A 16,396-nucleotide genomic window follows, 5' to 3' on the forward strand; every position below is an offset into this window, starting at 1 on the left:
AACTCCGCGATGAAACTGCTCGTCATCGGCTCCGGCGGCCGCGAACACGCCCTGGCCTGGAAGCTGGCCCAGTCCCCCCGTGTCGACGAAGTGCTGGTGGCACCCGGCAATGCCGGCACCGCCGGCGAGGCCAAGTGCCGCAACGTGCCGGTCAAGGTGAACGACCTCGACGGGCTGTTGGCGCTGGCCCAGGACGAAGGCGTGGCACTGACCGTGGTCGGCCCGGAAGTGCCGCTGGTGCTGGGCGTGGTCGACCGTTTCCGCGCCGCCGGGCTGCGCATCTTCGGCCCCAGCGCCGCCGCCGCGCAGCTGGAAGGCAGCAAGGCCTACGCCAAGGACTTCCTGCAGCGCCACGGTATTCCCACCGCGTTCTACGCCGTGCACACCGAGGTCGAACCCGCGCTGGCGTACGTCCGCGACAAGGGCGCGCCGATCGTGATCAAGGCCGACGGCCTGGCCGCCGGCAAGGGCGTGATCGTGGCGATGTCGCTGGAGGAGGCCGAGGCCGCGGTGCGCGACATGCTCTCCGGCAACTCCTTCGGCGACGCCGGTGCGCGCGTGGTGATCGAGGAATTCCTCGACGGCGAGGAAGCCAGCTTCATTTCCATGGTCGACGGCCACACCGCGCTGCCGATGGCCACCAGCCAGGACCACAAGCGCGTCGGCGACGGCGACACCGGCCCCAACACCGGCGGCATGGGCGCGTACTCGCCGGCGCCGGTGGTGACGCCCGAGGTGCACGCGCGGGTGATGCGCGAGGTGGTGGAGCCGACCGTGCGCGGCATGCGCGCCGACGGCGTGCCGTTCACCGGCTTCCTCTACGCCGGGCTGATGATCGACGCCAGCGGCGCGCCCAAGGTGATCGAGTTCAACGTGCGCTTCGGTGACCCGGAAACGCAGCCGGTGATGCTGCGCCTGCAGTCGGACTTGCTCGACCTGCTCGAGGCCGCGCTCGACGAACGCCTGCACGCAACCGAAGCGCAGTGGGATCCGCGCCCGTCGCTGGGCGTGGTGCTGGCGGCGGCGCCGTATCCGGAGACCCCGGTCACCGGCGAAGCGATCACCGGCCTGGACGCGGTGCCGGCCAACGCCAAGGTGTTCCATGCCGGCACCACGCTGGACGCGCAGGGCGGCGTGCTCAGCGCCGGCGGCCGCGTGCTGTGCGTGGCGGCGCTGGGCGACAGCGTGGCCGAGGCGCAGCGGCATGCGTACGCCGGTGTGGAGCAGATTCACTGGGCCAGCGAATTCCACCGCCGCGACATCGGCTGGCGTGCGATCGCGCGCGAGCAGGGGGCGTAAGGGGCTGGGAATCGGGAATCGGGAATCGGAGTGAAGCATCAGCCCACGAAGCCGGTCGTGCTGGGCAGTCCACGATGTCGCACCAGACCCTCTGTGGGAGCGACTTCAGCCGCGACGAGCGAAGCCGAAAGCCGGCTGACACTCTCCCTCGTCGGGACTGAAGTCCCTCCCACAAGGATGCCTAACCAACTCCCTGTGGGAGCGGCTTCAGCCGCGACGCATGAAGCCCAAAGCCGACTGACACTTCCCCTCGTCTGGACTGAAGTCCCTCCCACAAAGAGCGCACGTCGAGCGCACGTGGAAACACGCACGCGGCCAGCATCGCCCTTGCGCTAGCCTGAAACTTCCCCCGGTTCGCACACACCCCATGGCCCTCTCTCCTGCCCTCCGCACCCGCTTCCGCGCGCTCGCCGCGCAGACCGACGGCATCGACACCGCGGCCTACGCCGCCTGCGACAAGGATCCGCTCGATCCCATCATCGGCCTTGGCCGCCGCGACGCGCGGGTGTGCATCCTGGGCCGCGACCCGGGCCGCAGCGAGGTGGAGCACGGCGAGCCTTTCGTCGGCAGTGGCGGCCAACTGGTGCGCAAGGCGCTGTACCGGCACCTGCACGACGGGGCGGAGATGCCCGATTTCGCCGCCGGGCTCGAGGCCGGCCGCGTCGCATTCTGGCTCAACACCGTGCCGTACAAGCCGGTGGGCAACAAGGCCTGGTCGATGCCGGTGAAGCGGCGCTTCCATCCGCTGATGCGGCGCCTATTGCTCGAGCAGTGGCGCGGCCGCGATGTGCTCACCCTCGGCCGCGAGGCCTTCCTGTGGTTCGGCATCGACCAGCCGCGCGAGGTGCGTGCGGCGCTGGACGCGTTCTGGGCGCGCGAGGACCGCTTCCAGGCGCAGACCGAGGTGGAGCTGCGCAGCGACGACGGCCGCCGCACCCGCCGCGTGGTGCTGCATCCGCTGCCGCATCCCTCGCCGCTCAACCAGACCTGGTACAAACGTTTCCCGGCACTGCTGGACGCCCGCCTGCGACAACTGGAAGTCTGAGCGCGCTCGCGTAGACGGGCCCTCTAGAGGGGGATCGCATACAGCGACGGTGCGTTATCGTGTCGCGGTGCCGACCCCCTCGATCGAAACCCGCCTGAGCCGCCTGTGGGCCCACGAAAAGGCCAGCTACGGGCTGCGCGTGTTCATCGCGCTGGCGGTGGCGATGGGCGTGTGCTGGCACCAGCAGCAATTGGAGGCGGTGCCGGCGCTCTTCCTGGGCACCATCGCCAGCGCCATCGCCGAGACCGACGACAACTGGCTAGGCCGGATCAAGTCGGTGCTGCTGTCGCTGCTGTGTTTCGCCGCCGCCGCCGCCGCAGTGGTGCTGCTGTTCCCGTATCCGTGGCCGTTCGCTGCCGGCCTGGCGCTGTCCACCTTCGCCCTGACCCTGCTCGGCGCGCTCGGCGAACGCTACGCCTCGATCGCCCAGGCCACGGTGGCGCTGGCGATCTACGCGATGATCGGCCTGGACCATGGCACCCAGAACGGCCACGTCGGCGGCACCGCCTGGCACGGCGTGGCGCTCCTGTTGCTCGGCGCCGGCTGGTACGCGGTGCTGTCGGTGCTGTGGACGGTGCTGTTCGCCAACCGGCCGGTGCGCGAGCGGCTGTCGCGGCTGTACCTGGAGCTGGGCCGCTACCTGCGGCTCAAGGCGGCCCTGTTCGAGCCGGTGCGGCAGAGCGACCTGCACGCGCGGCGGCTGGCGCTGGCCGAGCAGAACGCGCAGGTGGTGGCCGCACTCAACGCGGCCAAGACCGCGATCATCAGCCGCTTCGGCCGCTCCGGCCGGCCCGGCGTGCAATCGGGCCTGTATTTCCGCCTGTACTACATGGCGCAGGATTTTCACGAGCGCGCCAGCTCCTCGCACTATCCGTACGAGGCGCTGACCGACGCGTTCTTCCACAGCGACGTGCTGTACCGCTGCCAGCGTCTGCTGGCCCTGCAGGGCAAGGCCTGCGCGGCGCTGGGCGAGGCGATCCGGCTGCGCCAGCCGTTCGACTACGGCGAGCAGACCCAGCAGGCCACCACCGACCTGCGCGAGTCGCTGGATTTCCTGCACGCCCGCGCCGATCCACGGCAGGCACGGCTGCTCGGTTCGCTGGAATTGCTGGTCACCAACCTGCACAGCATCGAGCGGCGCCTGGCCGAGGCCGCGCAGTCGGACACCACCAGCGACACCCTCGACACCCGCCTGCGCGACTCCTCGCCGCACACCCTGCGCGAGATGCTGCGGCGCCTCGGCCAGCAACTCACGCCCGGCTCGGTGCTGTTCCGGCACGGTCTGCGCATGGCCATCGCGCTGGTGGTGGGCTACGCCATCATGCAATCGATCCACGCCAGCAACGGCTACTGGATCCTGCTGACCACCGCCTTCGTGTGCCGGCCCAACTACGGCGCCACCCGCCTGCGCCTGGTCCAGCGCATGGCCGGCACCCTGATCGGCCTGGGCGCGGCCTGGGCGCTGATGCAGCTGTTCCCCGGCACCGAACTGCAGCTGCTGTTCGCCCTGCTCGGCACCCTGGTGTTCTTCGTCACCCGCACCGACCGCTACATGCTCGCCACCGCGGCGATCACGGTGATGGCGCTGTTCTGCTTCAACCTGATCGGCGATGGCTTCATGCTGATCTGGCCGCGCCTGCTCGACACCCTGATCGGCTGCGCGATCGCCGCCGCCGCTTCGTTCCTGATCCTGCCGGACTGGCAGGGCCGCCGCCTCAACCAGGTGCTGGCAACCGTGTTGTCCAGCAGCGCGCGCTACCTGGCGCAGGTGCTGGAGCAGTACCGCAGCGGCATGCGCGACGACCTGCCCTACCGCATCGCCCGCCGCGACATGCACAACGCCGACGCCGCGCTGTCGGTGGCGCTGTCGAACATGCTGCGCGAGCCCGGCCGCTACCGCCGCAACCTGGATGCCGGCTTCCGCTTCCTGGCCCTGTCCAACACCCTGCTCGGCTATCTGTCGGCGCTGGGCGCGCACCGTGCCGCGCTGGCCGGCGAGACCGATCCGGACATCGCCCGCGCCGGCGATTACCTGCCGCAGGCGCTGGGCGCACTGGCCGACGCGCTGGCCGAGCGGCGCGCGCTGCCGGCCGCCGACGAAGCGGCCGAGACCGCGCTGGCCGACGCGCTGGAGCGCGAGGAGGGCATCGACGAGGCCAAGCGCCGGCTGGTGCGCAATCAGCTCGCGCTGACCCTGCGCCTGCTGCCCAAGCTGCGCGCCGCCGCGCAGGCGGTCACCGCCGCGACGGTGCCGCCGGCGCCGGCGCTTGCCGCGCCGGCCGCACGCTGATGCCCATCCACAGCAGCGCCGCCACCGCCAGCGCCGCGCCGCCGATCGCCACCCCGCGCCAACCGGCGTAGGCATAGGCCGCGGTGCCGAGGCTGGACCCGATCGCACCGCCGATGAAGTAGCAGGTGACGTAGGCCGAGGTGATGCGGTTGCGCGCGGCCGGATCCAATTGATAGATCACGCTCTGGTTGCCGATGTGCACGCCCTGCACCGCCACGTCCAGCAGCACCACCCCGGCGATCAGCAGCCACAGCGAGTGCGGCGCGCCGAGCAGCAACAGCCACGACAGCAGCAGCATGACCAGGCCGCCCCAGCCGACCAGATGGCCGGCGCCGCGGTCGGACAGCTTGCCGGAGAGGTTGGCGGCGAACGCGCCGGCCGCGCCGATCAGCCCGAACAGGCCGATGGTCGCGGTGCCGTAGCGGTAGTCCGGGCCGGACAGCAGAAACGCCAGCGTGGTCCAGAACATGCTGAAGCCGGCGAACAACAACCCGCCCAGCACCGAGCGCGCGCGCAGCACCGGCTCGTCGCGCAGCAGCGCCAGCACCGACCCGATCAGGTGCGGATAGGACAGCCGCGGGTTGCCCGGGTGCCGCGGCAGGCCGCGCCACAGCAGGCCCGAAGCCACCAGGATCAGCACCGCTGCGACCCAGTACACGGTGTGCCAGCCGCCGATCCCGGCCAGCAGGCCGGAGGCCGTGCGCGCCAGCAGGATGCCCAGCAGCAGGCCGCTCATCACCGTGCCGATGACCCGGCCGCGCTCGTGCGGCGCGGCCAGGGTGGCGGCGAACGGCACCAGGATCTGCGCCGCCACCGAACTCAGGCCGGTGATCAGGGTGCCGAGCAGCAGCAGCGCGAAGCTGTGCGCCATCGCGCTGACCAGCAGGCCGACCGCGCTGAGCGCGTACAGGCCGACGATCAGGCTGCGTCGTTCGAAGCGGTCGCCCAGCGGCACCAGGAACAGCAGGCCGACCGCGTAGGCCAGCTGCGCGGTGGTGACCACCGCACCGGCGCGGCGCACGTCGATGGCGAAGGTCTGCGCCAGCACTTCCAGCAGCGGCTGCGCGTAGTAGTTGCTGGCCACCGCCAGGCCGGTGGCGGTGGCCATCAGCAACACCAGGCCGCGGCGCATCGGCGGGTGCGAAGTCGTTTCCATGGAAGGACACCAGAAATCGTGGGGAGGGGCGCAGTCTGTGGCGGCGGTAGCGATCTTTCAAACGCATTTTTTTCACCACTGCCATCTGCTTTTGAGATAGCGTGAGCGCGGCGGCCGGTAGCCGGGCCGCTTCGCCGGGTTGCCGCTGCGGACGCGTGCAATCCTGCAGACCGGAAAGCGGCCCCACCGACTGCCATCGCTTCGAAGGAACGCGTCCCATGCCCAGCACCGACATCGCCGAGGCGCTGCACCAGCACGGGTACGCAGTGGTCCGCGGCTTCCTGGGCGAAGGCGACATTCCCGACAGCCTGTTGCGCTTCCTGGAAGGCGCCGAAAAGTTCCACGACGGCGTGATCGGCGACCTGCCGGCGGCGGACATGCAGCGGATCCAGGCGCGCATCGCCGCCACCGTGCCGCCCGTGGCCGCGGCCATGGGCCTGGCGATCGCCGCCGACCGCTTCGGCTACTGCGCCATCCGCATCCGCGAAAGCCATGCCGCGCCGAGCCTGCGCCTGCCGTTCGACCAACACCGCGATCCGAAGACCGCGCCGGGCGGCGCGCTCAACTGGCACCTGGACCACTTCAGCTATTTCCTGCATGGCGACCATCGCAACTACCTGATCTGCTACATGCCGGTGCGCAAGCCCGATGCCGGCCTGGCCAACGTGGCCATCGTCGCCGACGACGTGGTCGCGCGCCTGGATCCGCAGCTGCACCGGCGCATCCAGGGCCGCGGCGCGCTGCGCTTCCGCTGCGTGGAAGCCGACACGCTGGACTGGTTCCGGCTGCGTTTTCCCGGGCAGGCCATCGCCATCGGCGACTGGTATGCGATCGAGGACCTGCACGACGCCAGTCCCGGCTGGAAGATCGGCTTCGACCTGGAAGCGCACAAGGTGGTGCCGCAACTCGCGGTCGGCGACCTGCTGATCATGCGCGCCGATGTCATCCACCGTACCCACGATGCCGGCTGCGACCGCATCTCGGTGCGCTGCGATGTGCTGCCCGCGCGTGCGCCGCGGCTCGAGACGCTGCACGGCCTGCTCGGCCTGAGCCTGCGCTACCCGTTCATGAGCCGCAAGCGCCGCTACAACATCCGCCTGTGGCTTCGCCAGCAATGGCGCAAGCGGCTGGGGCGCGCGACGTGAGGCGGCCGCTGCGACAAACGTCGTTGCATGCATGCAGCGCCACCACTGCTCGGCTGCCGCGTCGCCACGGCGCACGCCAGGCAACGCCATGCTGACCCTGCGCCAACTCGAATTCGCCGTGGCCGTCGCCGAGGAAGGCAGCTTCACCGCTGCCGCGCGCCGCTGCCACACCGTGCAGTCGGCGCTGAGCCACCAGATCGCCAAGATCGAGCAGGCGCTGGGCGCGCGGCTGTTCGAGCGCGGTGCGCGGCAGGTGCGCGCCACCGCCGCCGGCGAGGTGTTCCTGCACAACGCCCGCGCCACCCTGCGCGCAGCCGAGCGCCTGCACGAAGAGATGGCGCAGACCCTGGGCACAGTGCGCGGCCGCCTGCAGATCGGGCAGATCTCCTCGTTGAATGCGGTGCAGGTGCCGGCCGTGCTGCGCCAGTTCCGTGAAGCGCACAGCGCGGTGGACGTGCACCTGCGCACCGGCATGAGCGATGCGCTGCTGCTGGAACTGAGCGAAGGCCGGCTCGACGTGGCCCTGGTCGGGGTCGGCCCGCATGTGGCGCTGCCGCCGCAGCACCTGTTGCTGCACGAGGAAGGGCTGGCGCTGATCGCCGCGCCCGGCCACCGTTTCGCCGCGCGCCGCGAGGTGGCCCTGCGCGAACTGGAGGACGCGCCGATGGCCGGGCTGATCCCCGGCGCCGGCGTACGCGGCATCATCGACCGCGCCTTCGCCGCCGCCGGCCTGCGCCAGCGCCTGCAGTACGAGGTCACCCACGCCGACCTGCAGCGGCAACTGGTGGCCGAAGACCTGGGCCTGGCGGTGGTGCCGCAGACCATGACCACCGGCATGCGCGGCGTGGCCACGGTGGCGCTGCGCGAGCGCTTCCGCTTCCTCACCTATGCCGTGTGGCGGCCGGACCCGACCCCGGCCGCGCGCGCCTTCATCGCCCTGCTGCGTGCGCGGCGCGATGCACTGCAGGCCGCGGCCGGCAGCGCCGAGGCCGGCCGCCGCGCGCCGCGCCTGCGCGCGCGGCGAACCTGCTAGGCTGCGCGCGTTCGCAAAGGAGCCTGCATGTCCGCCCACAGCCAGTTCGCCCTGTTGCGGCAACGCCGCTTTCTGCCGTTCTTCGTGGTCCAGGCGCTGGGCGCCTTCAACGACAACGTGTACCGGCAGGCGATCATCGGCCTGCTGTTCTATCTGGGCGTGACCCCGGAGCAGCGCACGCTGTACACCAACCTGGCGCCGGCGCTGTTCATCCTGCCGTACTTCCTGTTCTCCTCGCTGGCCGGGCAGATCGCCGAGAAGCTGGAGAAATCGCGGCTGGTGGTCATCACCACCACGATGGAGATCGCGATCATGTCGCTGGCCGCGGTCGGCTTCCTGACCGAGAACATGGCGGTGCTGCTGGTGGCGCTGTTCTGCACCGGCCTGCAGTCGACCCTGTTCGGGCCGGTGAAGTATTCGATCCTGCCCTCGGTGCTCAAGCCAGAGGAACTGACCGGCGGCAACGGCCTGGTCGAGATGGGCACCTCGATCTCGATCCTGTGCGGCATGATCCTGGGCGGGCTGATCTTCCAGATCGCCGGCAGCCACGGGCCGGTGGCCGCGGCCACCGCGGTGGTGGCGCTGGCGGTCACCGGCAACCTGATGGCGCGCTGCATCCCCAAGGTCGACGCCGGCGCGCCGGACCTGAAGATCAACTGGAACCCGCTGCCCGAGTCGCTGGCGATCATGCGCTTGACCCGGCGCCAGCTGGCGGTACGCAACGCGGTGCTCGGCGTGTCCTGGTTCTGGTTCGTCGGCACCGTGCTCACCGCGCAGTTGCCGACCTATGCCGAACTCAACCTGGGCGGCGCGCAGGACCTGTACATCTTCGCCCTGGCGCTGTTCTCGATCGGCACCGGCACCGGCTCGCTGCTGTGCGAGAAGCTGTCCGGGCGCACCGTGGAAATCGGCCTGGTGCCGCTGGGCGCGTTCGGCATCAGCGCTTTCATGCTCGACCTGTACTTCGCCCGGCCCGGCGCCGCGCTGCAGACCGGCCTGAGCATCGGCCAGTTCGTGCACCAGGCCGGCAGCTGGCGGATCATGCTCGACCTGGTCGGCATCGGCCTGTGCACCGGCCTGTTCGTGGTGCCGCTGTTCGCGCTGATCCAGAGCCGCACGCCGAAGGCGGAACTGTCGCGCGTCATCGCCGGGCTCAACATCCAGAACTCGCTGTTCATCGTGCTGGCGGCGATGATCGGCATCGTCCTGCAGATGCGGGAGCTGCACCTGTTCGGCACGCGCGTCGCGATGCCCGGGCTGAGCATCCCGCAGGTGTTCCTGGCGCTGGCCATCGCCAACGCGCTGGTGGCGCTCTGGATCTTCAGCATCGTCCCTGAATTCCTGATGCGCTTCCTCAGCTGGGTGATGGTGCGCACGCTGTACCGGTTGCGCCTGCACGGGGTCGAGCGCCACGTGCCCGAGGAAGGCGCGGCGCTGATCGTGTGCAACCACGTCAGCTACATGGACGCGCTGGTACTGGCGGCGGCGATCCCGCGGCCGGTGCGCTTCGTCATGTACTACCGCATCTTCAACATCCCGGTGATGCGCTGGATCTTCCGCACCGCCAAGGCGATTCCCATCGCCGGCGCGCGCGAAGACCCCGAGCTGATGCAGCGCGCGTTCGACGCCATCGACGCTGCACTGGCCGAGGGCGAGCTGGTGTGCATCTTCCCCGAGGGCGCGCTGACCAAGGACGGCGAGATCGCCGCGTTCAAATCCGGCGTGGAGAAGATCCTGGCCCGGCGCGCGGTGCCGGTGGTGCCGATGGCCTTGCGCAACATGTGGACCAGCATGTGGAGCAAGCGCGATTCGCGGCTGCGGCGCATGCGCGTGCCGCGGCGCTTCCGCGCGCATGTCGAGGTGATCGCCGACGCGCCGGTGGCGGGCGCGCAGGCCACCGCCGAGACCCTGGAAGCGCAGGTGCGGCGCCTGCGCGGCGACGCCGCCTGAGTGCGCCGCAGGTGCCGCAAGCGCGCGCTTCGGGTAAATTAGCCGCAGGGGAGGCGCCACAAGCGGTGGCGTCCATTGCGAAGGACCGAACACAGTGAACCAGGTCGTGCCACCACCAGCGCCCAACGCGACGGGCGTCTATGTGCCCAACAATCTCGTCTGGGCGATCCTGTCCACGCTGTTCTGCTGCCTGCCGCTGGGTATCGTCTCCATCGTCTATGCCTCGCAGGTGGATGGCCGCCGCGCCGCCGGCGATATCGCCGGTGCGCGCGAGGCCTCGCGCAAGGCCGGCCTGTGGGCGCTGTGGTCCGCGCTTGCCGGACCGATCCTGATCGCGCTGTGGTTCCTGCTGTTCGGCGGCCTGGCCTTCCTCGGCAGCCTGACCAGCCACTAGCGCTGGGCGTTTCCCGTTTCACCACCCAACCACCGGAGCAACACGGATGAACACCACCGCACCGCAAGTGTCCAACAACCTCGTCTGGGCGATCCTGACCACGCTGTTCTGCTGCCTGCCGCTGGGCATCGTGTCCATCGTCTACGCCGCGCAGGTCAACACCAAGCTCGCCGCGGGCGACGTGACCGGCGCGCGCGATTCGGCGGACAAGGCCAAGAAGTGGGCGATCTACTCGGCGATCACTGCGGTGGTGCTGATGGTGCTGTACATGATCTTCCTCTTCGCCCTGGGCGGCCTGGGCATGATGCAGCAGGCGTCCGCGTCCTGAGCACCGCGGCCGCCGTCGCCCGGCGACGGCGGCCGGCCACCCACGCTCGCTTCCCTGCCATGTCCCTGCCGCGCCTGCAGTCCCTGCCCCGCTGGCTGCCGCTGGCCGCACTGAGCGGCGCGGCATTGGTCGCCACCGTGGTGCTGCGCCGGATCGATCCCAACGTGCCCGGCAATCCGCTGCCCGGCTGTCCGGTCCGTGCCCTCACCGGCCTGTACTGCCCCGGCTGCGGCAGTACCCGTTGCCTGCACGCGCTGGTGCATCTGGACCTGGCCCACGCCTGGACCAGCAATCCCTTGCTGGTGGTGGCGCTGCCGCTGCTGGCGATCATGGCGCTCAACGCCGCCGGCCTGCGCCTGCGCCCGCTGGCGCCGCTGCTGAAGATCCTCGCCGACCCACGACTGTGGCTGTGGGTGCTGCTCGGCTATGCGCTGCTGCGCAATCTGCCCTGGTATCCCTTCACCCTGCTTGCGCCGCACTGACGGCCCGCCACACCCGCACCGCAGCGACTCGTCTAGACTCCCCGACTGCCGTGCACCACCCATCAAGGAGATCCACATGAGCACCGTCAGCCCCGTCGCGCCTCCGCCGCCCCCCGCCTCCGGCGTCCCCGGCCCGGTTCCCAATCACCTGGCCTGGGCGATCATTTCGACCGTGCTCGGCTTCTGCCTGTGCTGTCCGGCGCTGATCACCGGCATCGTCGCCATCGTGTTTTCCAGCAAGGTCAACGGCCTGCTCAACCAGGGCGACCTGGAGGGCGCGCGCCGCGCCTCCAACACCGCCAAGACCTGGTGCTGGGTGACCACCGCGCTGGCCATCATCGGCCTGCTGATCAACGTGGTCATGTTCGCCACCGGCGGCATGCAGACCTACATGGACTACATGCAGCAGATGCAGCACGCGAGCTGACCGGCATGCGCGCCTGGCAACAACGGGCGTGCCTGGGTGCCGCCGCCGCATTCGCGGCCGGCGGCGCCACGCTGTTGTACCGCTTCGACCCCAATGCCGCGAACAACCCGTTCGCGCCGTGCATGTTCCATGCGCTCACCGGCTACTACTGCCCGGGCTGCGGCATGACCCGTGCGCTGCATGCGCTGGTGCACCTGGACCCGGTGGGTGCGTTTGCGATGAATCCTGGCGCGATGCTCGGCCTGGCGCTGCTGCCGGGGCTGATCGCCTGGAAAGCCGGCTGGCGCGCGGCCTGGTTCGCCCCGGTGGTCGGCGTGGTCTCGCGGCCGAACTTCTGGCTGGTCGCGCTGCCGGGCTACTGGATCGCGCGCAACCTGCCGTGGTTCCCGTTCACCCTGCTGGCGCCGCACTAGCCTGACTGCAACACCTCGCGATGCGGGGCAGACGCAGGCCTACGCCTACGCATCTGCGCCCTCGGCACGCGCCTCAGCTGACCCAGCCGGCGATCACCAGCAGCGCCAGCAGCACCAGCCACAGCAGCAGCACCCGCCAGACCTGGCTCATCGCATCGCGCAGTTCGGGCAGGCGCCGCAGCGCCGGGACCACCATGCCCGCATCGCTGTAGTCGTGCGCCTCGGCATCGAGTTCGCCGCGCACGCTGGCGCAGGCCACCGGCCCGAGGAAGCCGGTGTCCAGCTGCCACCGCTTGCCGCCAGCGGCGCGCCAGGCGCCGAACACCGCCTCGAAATTGCCGACCAGGGCCAGCGAGAAGGTCATCAGGTGCGCCACCGGCCATTCCATCGCCGCCAGCAGCAGACGCGCGCCGGCGGCGGTCGCGGGCGGCAGCCGCGGCGCATACGGGCCGACCGCGGCCAGCGCCAGCAGCCGGTAGCCCAACGCGCCGAACGGCCCCAGCAGCAGGAACCAGAACAGCACCGCGAACCAGCGCCGCAGCGCGCTGACCGCCACCGCCTCGACCAGTCCGGCCGGATCCTCACGCAGCGGCCCGCCATCGGCCTGCAGCTGCGCCACCGCCAGGCGCCGCGCGCTGGCGTCGTCGGCATCGATGATCGCCTCCACGTCGGTGTCCAGGTCGCGCGGTCCCCAGCTGAAGGCCAGCACCGCGATCCCGAACAACAGGGTCAGCAGGCCCAGATGCGGCGCCGCCAGCAGCCACTGCAGCAGGCCGACCAGCAGCAGCGGCGGCAGCAGCGCCAGCGCGATGCCGTAGCGGCCGCGCCAGGCGCTGCCCTCGCCGGCGTGCGTGTCCAGCCAGCTCAGCCAGTCGCCGAAGGCGTCGAAGCGGCGCAACGAGGCCACCATGCCGGGCGCGACATGGCCCAGCACCAGGGCGACGATCACAGCGACGAGGGTCGTGAACATGCAGGTCCTCCGGGACCGTTCTGAAACGGATGCGCGCAGCGCGCCGGCGCGGTCAGGCCGGCGCGCCGTGCCGGTACCAGTCCTCGATCAGCGCGCGGGCGATGGAGATGCGCGGCGGCAGGCGCAGGCCATGGCCGTCGTCGGCGCTGTCGCCGTGCGCGGCCAGGCGCGCCAGCGCGGCGCCGACGTCCTCGCGCTCGAACCAGCGCGCGTCTTCCAGCTCACCGTCCACCTGCGGCGTGTCCGCCTCCGCCTGCGCACTGAAGCCGAGCATCAACGCGCCGGGAAACGGCCACGGCTGCGCACCGTAGTAGCGACAACTGCCGGGCCGCACCCGCACCTGGGTCTCTTCGGCCACCTCGCGTGCCACCGTCTGTTCCAGCGATTCGCCCGGCTCGACGAACCCGGCGATCACCGAGTAGCGCCGCGCCGGCCAGCTCGCCTGGCGCCCCAGCAGCAGGCGCCTGCCGTCGCTGACCGCGACGATCACCGCCGGGTCCACCCGCGGATAGTGCTCGCTGGCGCACTGCGTGCAGACGCCGAGGAAGCCGCCGCGCTGCAAGGCGATGGTGCCGCCGCACACGCCACAGAAGCGGGTACGCGACTGCCAGTGCAGCATTGCACGGGCGTAGGCGAACAGGCCGGCCTCCAGCGCCGGCCATTCGGCCGCGGCGCGGCGCAGATCGATGCGCTGCAGTGGCGGCGCCAACTGCGGCACGGCATCGGCGGCCAGCGCGAACCAGGCCTGGCCCTGGTCCAGGCCGAGAAACAGCGCGTGCTCGGCCAGCGCGCCCAGGGCGGCGGTACTGGCGATCAGCGGGCGTGCGTCGGCATCGGCATGCGCATGGCCATCGGCGTCCAGCACCAGCACCCTGGCCTGTTCCCAGGCCTGGCGCAATGCCGCTGGATCGTTGCGCACGGCATCGGCACGGTCGATCGCAGGACCGGCGAAGGCGAAGGAAGCGGGCGTCGGATCGGACATGCGCCGCAGGGTGCAGGCAAACCGTGCGTCCCGCAAGCCGCAGCGTGTCTACACGCTGAAGCTGCTGCCGCACCCGCAGGTGGTCTTGGCGTTGGGATTGCGGATCACGAACTGCGCCCCGTGCAGGCCCTCGCTGTAATCCACTTCCGCGCCCATCAGGTACTGCAGGCTGAGCGGGTCGACCAGCAGGGTGACCTGGTCGGTCTGCACCGCCAGGTCGTCCTCGGCACGGTTCTCGTCGAACTCGAAGCCGTACTGGAAGCCGGAACAGCCACCGCCCTGGATGTACACGCGCAGCGCCAGCGCGTCGTTGCCTTCCTCGCGGATCAACTCGCGCACCTTGGCCGCGGCGGCCGCGGTGAAGTTCAACGGCCGCTCCAGCGACTGGTAGTCGGGCGTGGGCGCGGCGCCCGGCAGGGAAACGAGAGTGCTCATGGCGGCAGGATGGGGACGGACGGCGCCCGAATCAAGTCTCGGCCGTCAGCGCACGCGGCGGCTCGGCGTCGCTGCCGGCCTGCTCGCGGTGCGCTTCCGGCGGCGCCAGCGCGACCAGGCTGCCGGCGTGGATCAGGCGCCCGGTCAGCTGTGCGCCGGCGTTCATCTCCACCACCTGGTAGTGCACGTTGCCCTGCACCCGTGCCTTCGACGCCAGCTCCACGCGCTCGGCCGCGTGCACGTCGCCGATCAGCTGGCCGTTGATGATGACCACCGGCGCGCGCACCTCGCCCTCGATGCTGCCGTGCTCGGACAGGGTCAGCGTGGCCGGCGCGCCGTCCTCGGCCACGACCTTGCCGAGGATGCGCCCTTCCACGTAGAGCCCGCCGCTGAACACCAGGTCGCCGCGGATCACCACCTGCGCGCCGATCAGCGTATCGACCACGGTCTGGCCGCTGTTGCGGCTGTTCTTGTTCCCAAACATAGGCTGATTATTCCCCTTTGCCGTTACCGGCCAATGTCCAATCGAAGGTCTGGCTGACCGGCGCCCCGCCGCCGCTCAACACCACCCGCACCCGTTGCGGAGTGAAGCCCTTGGGCAGGATCACGCTGCCATCCAGCTGCTGGAAGTAGCGGAACGAGTAGTCCTGCCCGGGCACACCGGTCTTCTGGTGCAATTCGTCCCAGCCGACGCTGGTCAGCTTGCCGCCGCGCACGCCCTCCACGGTCAGCCGCAGTTGCCCCTGGCTGATCGCCCCGCGGTTGAGGTTCTGGGTCAGCACCACGTTGTAGCGCCAGGTGCCGCCGGCCTCGGCGGAGAACTCCACCGAATGCACGCTCAGGCCCTTGCGCTGGCTGGTCGCGCCGACCAGGCGCTCGTAGAACGCCACGTCGGCACGCAATCCGGCGATCTCTTCGTCGCGCTCGGCCAGCGAACTCTGCACCTCGTTGTTGGCGGCGCGGCTGATCTGGTCGGAGCGGGCCAGGGTGGCCTGGCGCTGGTTGAGCGTCTCGATCTGCCGCTGCTGCGCCTGCAGGTTGCGCTCGGCCTCGCGCAACTGCGCGCTGACCGCACTGAGCCGCGGCGCGGCCTGGCGGCTGGCCAGCCACCAGGTCAGCGCCAGCGACAGCAGCCACAGCCCGGCGAGCAACAGCCAGACGGTCCGGCCGCGCGGCGGCGTAGCGCCATTGGGCACGATCTGGAAACGGGGAACGGGTCGGTTCATGCGCGCGGCCGCGCCACCAAGGCGGCGCCGGCGTCGATCCTCGCGGGTCGGCCTGCTGGGCCACCTAGTGTAAGCCACCCTCCTGAGCGGCGCCGGACTGCACGGCCAGCCCGCGCCGCGGGCTGGCCTTCGTGGCGGGCTTGGCCGATAGTGGCCGGCATCCGTGCAGTTGCAGGAGCGCCTGCCATGACCGACGCCCATCTCTTCGTAATCGGCATCCTGCTGGCCTGGCTGGCCGGCATCCGCGTCTACCTGACCGTGTTCGGCATCGGCCTGGCCGGCCTGTGCGGCTGGCTGGAGCTGCCGCCGGCACTGCAGGCGACGCAGTCGTGGTGGGTGCTGGGCACCTCCGGCGCGCTGGCGCTGGCCGAGTTCTTCGCCGACAAGATCCCCGGTGTGGATTCGGTGTGGGACCTGCTGCAGACCCTGACCCGGATTCCGGCCGGCGCCTTCCTGGCCGCGGCCACGCTCTCGCCCGACGGCCAGCTGAGCGCCGGCGCGCTCGCCACCGGGGCCGGCGTGGCGCTGACCAGCCACGTGCTCAAGGCCGGCACCCGCGCCCTGCTCAACACCTCGCCGGAGCCGGCCAGCAACTGGATCGCCTCGCTGGCCGAGGATTCGGTGGTGATCGCCGCACTGGCCCTGGCCCTGGCGCATCCGTGGCTGGCGCTGGCGGTGGTGCTGACGGCGAGCGCGCTCGGCGCGCTGCTGGTGTGGTGGACCTGGCGCCTGCTGTGGCGGGGCATGCGCCGCCTGCTGGCGTCGGCTTCGGCGCCCGCCGCGCCGCAAGGCACGCAGCCTTCGCGAACTTGATCGCATAA

General features: G+C 70.8%; 18 protein-coding genes. 12 read left to right on the plus strand and 6 right to left on the minus strand.

What is annotated here, in order from left to right:
• Window positions 1–9 precede the first annotated feature (9 nt).
• The 3 genes from purD to yccS all read left to right on the plus strand — a co-directional run bounded on the left by purD (window position 10) and on the right by yccS (window position 4,634).
• Window positions 10–1,299 (plus strand): phosphoribosylamine--glycine ligase, encoded by a 1,290-nt coding sequence (gene purD / locus GGR66_RS18095; protein ID WP_184449606.1) that lies wholly within the window; start codon window positions 10–12, stop codon window positions 1,297–1,299.
• Between the two features lie 367 nt (window positions 1,300–1,666).
• Window positions 1,667–2,344, plus strand: a complete 678-nt coding sequence (locus GGR66_RS18100; protein ID WP_184449609.1) for a uracil-DNA glycosylase family protein — start codon at window positions 1,667–1,669, stop codon at window positions 2,342–2,344.
• A gap of 67 nt (window positions 2,345–2,411) precedes the next feature.
• Window positions 2,412–4,634, plus strand: a complete 2,223-nt coding sequence (yccS, locus tag GGR66_RS18105; RefSeq protein WP_160966563.1) for a YccS family putative transporter — start codon at window positions 2,412–2,414, stop codon at window positions 4,632–4,634.
• Here yccS and GGR66_RS18110 read toward each other — a convergent pair.
• Window positions 4,579–5,790, minus strand: coding sequence for an MFS transporter (locus tag GGR66_RS18110; RefSeq protein ID WP_184449611.1), 1,212 nt, complete (start codon window positions 5,788–5,790; stop codon window positions 4,579–4,581). The two genes, yccS and GGR66_RS18110, sit on opposite strands and share 56 nt — an antisense overlap.
• Window positions 5,791–6,008: 218 nt before the next feature.
• Between GGR66_RS18110 and GGR66_RS18115 the strand changes: the two genes are divergently transcribed.
• From GGR66_RS18115 to GGR66_RS18150, 8 genes are all read left to right on the plus strand, one after another.
• Entirely contained in the window at window positions 6,009–6,935 is a 927-nt protein-coding gene (locus tag GGR66_RS18115) for a hypothetical protein (protein WP_184449614.1), read from the plus strand.
• Between the two features lie 88 nt (window positions 6,936–7,023).
• Complete coding sequence (locus GGR66_RS18120; RefSeq protein ID WP_184449617.1) at window positions 7,024–7,968, plus strand: LysR family transcriptional regulator; 945 nt, start codon at window positions 7,024–7,026, stop codon at window positions 7,966–7,968.
• Between the two features lie 27 nt (window positions 7,969–7,995).
• Window positions 7,996–9,918, plus strand: a complete 1,923-nt coding sequence (locus tag GGR66_RS18125; RefSeq protein ID WP_184449619.1) for an MFS transporter — start codon at window positions 7,996–7,998, stop codon at window positions 9,916–9,918.
• A 94-nt stretch (window positions 9,919–10,012) separates the two neighbouring features.
• On the plus strand, window positions 10,013–10,312 hold the full coding sequence (locus GGR66_RS18130) for a CD225/dispanin family protein (RefSeq protein ID WP_160966463.1): 300 nt from the start codon (window positions 10,013–10,015) through the stop codon (window positions 10,310–10,312).
• Window positions 10,313–10,358: 46 nt separating this feature from the next.
• Window positions 10,359–10,640, plus strand: a complete 282-nt coding sequence (locus tag GGR66_RS18135; RefSeq protein ID WP_160966461.1) for a CD225/dispanin family protein — start codon at window positions 10,359–10,361, stop codon at window positions 10,638–10,640.
• Between the two features lie 59 nt (window positions 10,641–10,699).
• The gene (locus GGR66_RS18140; protein WP_184449621.1) at window positions 10,700–11,122 is read left to right on the plus strand and encodes a DUF2752 domain-containing protein; all 423 of its coding nucleotides are present in this window, start codon (window positions 10,700–10,702) and stop codon (window positions 11,120–11,122) included.
• Between the two features lie 76 nt (window positions 11,123–11,198).
• Complete coding sequence (locus GGR66_RS18145) at window positions 11,199–11,549, plus strand: CD225/dispanin family protein (RefSeq protein ID WP_160966457.1); 351 nt, start codon at window positions 11,199–11,201, stop codon at window positions 11,547–11,549.
• Between the two features lie 5 nt (window positions 11,550–11,554).
• Window positions 11,555–11,962 (plus strand): DUF2752 domain-containing protein, encoded by a 408-nt coding sequence (locus tag GGR66_RS18150; RefSeq protein ID WP_160966455.1) that lies wholly within the window; start codon window positions 11,555–11,557, stop codon window positions 11,960–11,962.
• Window positions 11,963–12,035: 73 nt separating this feature from the next.
• Here GGR66_RS18150 and GGR66_RS18155 read toward each other — a convergent pair whose 3' ends face one another.
• From GGR66_RS18155 to GGR66_RS18175, 5 genes are read right to left on the minus strand one after another with little or no spacing between them, the layout of a single operon-like run.
• The gene (locus GGR66_RS18155; RefSeq protein ID WP_160966453.1) at window positions 12,036–12,932 is read right to left on the minus strand and encodes a hypothetical protein; all 897 of its coding nucleotides are present in this window, start codon (window positions 12,930–12,932) and stop codon (window positions 12,036–12,038) included.
• Between the two features lie 52 nt (window positions 12,933–12,984).
• Entirely contained in the window at window positions 12,985–13,914 is a 930-nt protein-coding gene (nudC, locus tag GGR66_RS18160) for an NAD(+) diphosphatase (protein WP_160966451.1), read from the minus strand.
• A gap of 48 nt (window positions 13,915–13,962) precedes the next feature.
• Window positions 13,963–14,349: an iron-sulfur cluster insertion protein ErpA gene (gene erpA / locus GGR66_RS18165; RefSeq protein ID WP_160966449.1), complete on the minus strand. Its 387-nt coding sequence runs from the start codon at window positions 14,347–14,349 to the stop codon at window positions 13,963–13,965.
• Between the two features lie 31 nt (window positions 14,350–14,380).
• Window positions 14,381–14,833: a polymer-forming cytoskeletal protein gene (locus tag GGR66_RS18170; protein ID WP_160966447.1), complete on the minus strand. Its 453-nt coding sequence runs from the start codon at window positions 14,831–14,833 to the stop codon at window positions 14,381–14,383.
• Between the two features lie 7 nt (window positions 14,834–14,840).
• Entirely contained in the window at window positions 14,841–15,575 is a 735-nt protein-coding gene (locus GGR66_RS18175) for a DUF6776 family protein (RefSeq protein WP_160966445.1), read from the minus strand.
• A 186-nt stretch (window positions 15,576–15,761) separates the two neighbouring features.
• Between GGR66_RS18175 and GGR66_RS18180 the strand changes: the two genes are divergently transcribed.
• Entirely contained in the window at window positions 15,762–16,388 is a 627-nt protein-coding gene (locus tag GGR66_RS18180) for a DUF4126 domain-containing protein (RefSeq protein WP_184449623.1), read from the plus strand.
• Window positions 16,389–16,396 lie beyond the last annotated feature (8 nt).

Source organism: Xanthomonas sp. 3498, from assembly GCF_014199795.1.
GTDB classification, from domain to species: Bacteria; Pseudomonadota; Gammaproteobacteria; order Xanthomonadales; family Xanthomonadaceae; genus Xanthomonas_A; species Xanthomonas_A rydalmerensis.

Bases quoted from the DNA above. Each gene is read 5' to 3' on its own strand.
- GGR66_RS18100 (WP_184449609.1), top strand. From the start codon at position 1,667: ATGGCCCTCTCTCCTGCCCTCCGCACCCGCTTCCGCGCGCTCGCCGCG.
- GGR66_RS18170 (WP_160966447.1), bottom strand. From the start codon at position 14,833: ATGTTTGGGAACAAGAACAGCCGCAACAGCGGCCAGACCGTGGTCGAT.
- purD (WP_184449606.1), top strand. From the start codon at position 10: ATGAAACTGCTCGTCATCGGCTCCGGCGGCCGCGAACACGCCCTGGCC.
- GGR66_RS18125 (WP_184449619.1), top strand. From the start codon at position 7,996: ATGTCCGCCCACAGCCAGTTCGCCCTGTTGCGGCAACGCCGCTTTCTG.
- nudC (WP_160966451.1), bottom strand. From the start codon at position 13,914: ATGTCCGATCCGACGCCCGCTTCCTTCGCCTTCGCCGGTCCTGCGATC.
- GGR66_RS18135 (WP_160966461.1), top strand. From the start codon at position 10,359: ATGAACACCACCGCACCGCAAGTGTCCAACAACCTCGTCTGGGCGATC.
- GGR66_RS18175 (WP_160966445.1), bottom strand. From the start codon at position 15,575: ATGAACCGACCCGTTCCCCGTTTCCAGATCGTGCCCAATGGCGCTACG.
- GGR66_RS18110 (WP_184449611.1), bottom strand. From the start codon at position 5,790: ATGGAAACGACTTCGCACCCGCCGATGCGCCGCGGCCTGGTGTTGCTG.
- GGR66_RS18140 (WP_184449621.1), top strand. From the start codon at position 10,700: ATGTCCCTGCCGCGCCTGCAGTCCCTGCCCCGCTGGCTGCCGCTGGCC.
- GGR66_RS18180 (WP_184449623.1), top strand. From the start codon at position 15,762: ATGACCGACGCCCATCTCTTCGTAATCGGCATCCTGCTGGCCTGGCTG.
- GGR66_RS18120 (WP_184449617.1), top strand. From the start codon at position 7,024: ATGCTGACCCTGCGCCAACTCGAATTCGCCGTGGCCGTCGCCGAGGAA.
- GGR66_RS18115 (WP_184449614.1), top strand. From the start codon at position 6,009: ATGCCCAGCACCGACATCGCCGAGGCGCTGCACCAGCACGGGTACGCA.
- GGR66_RS18145 (WP_160966457.1), top strand. From the start codon at position 11,199: ATGAGCACCGTCAGCCCCGTCGCGCCTCCGCCGCCCCCCGCCTCCGGC.
- erpA (WP_160966449.1), bottom strand. From the start codon at position 14,349: ATGAGCACTCTCGTTTCCCTGCCGGGCGCCGCGCCCACGCCCGACTAC.
- GGR66_RS18155 (WP_160966453.1), bottom strand. From the start codon at position 12,932: ATGTTCACGACCCTCGTCGCTGTGATCGTCGCCCTGGTGCTGGGCCAT.
- GGR66_RS18150 (WP_160966455.1), top strand. From the start codon at position 11,555: ATGCGCGCCTGGCAACAACGGGCGTGCCTGGGTGCCGCCGCCGCATTC.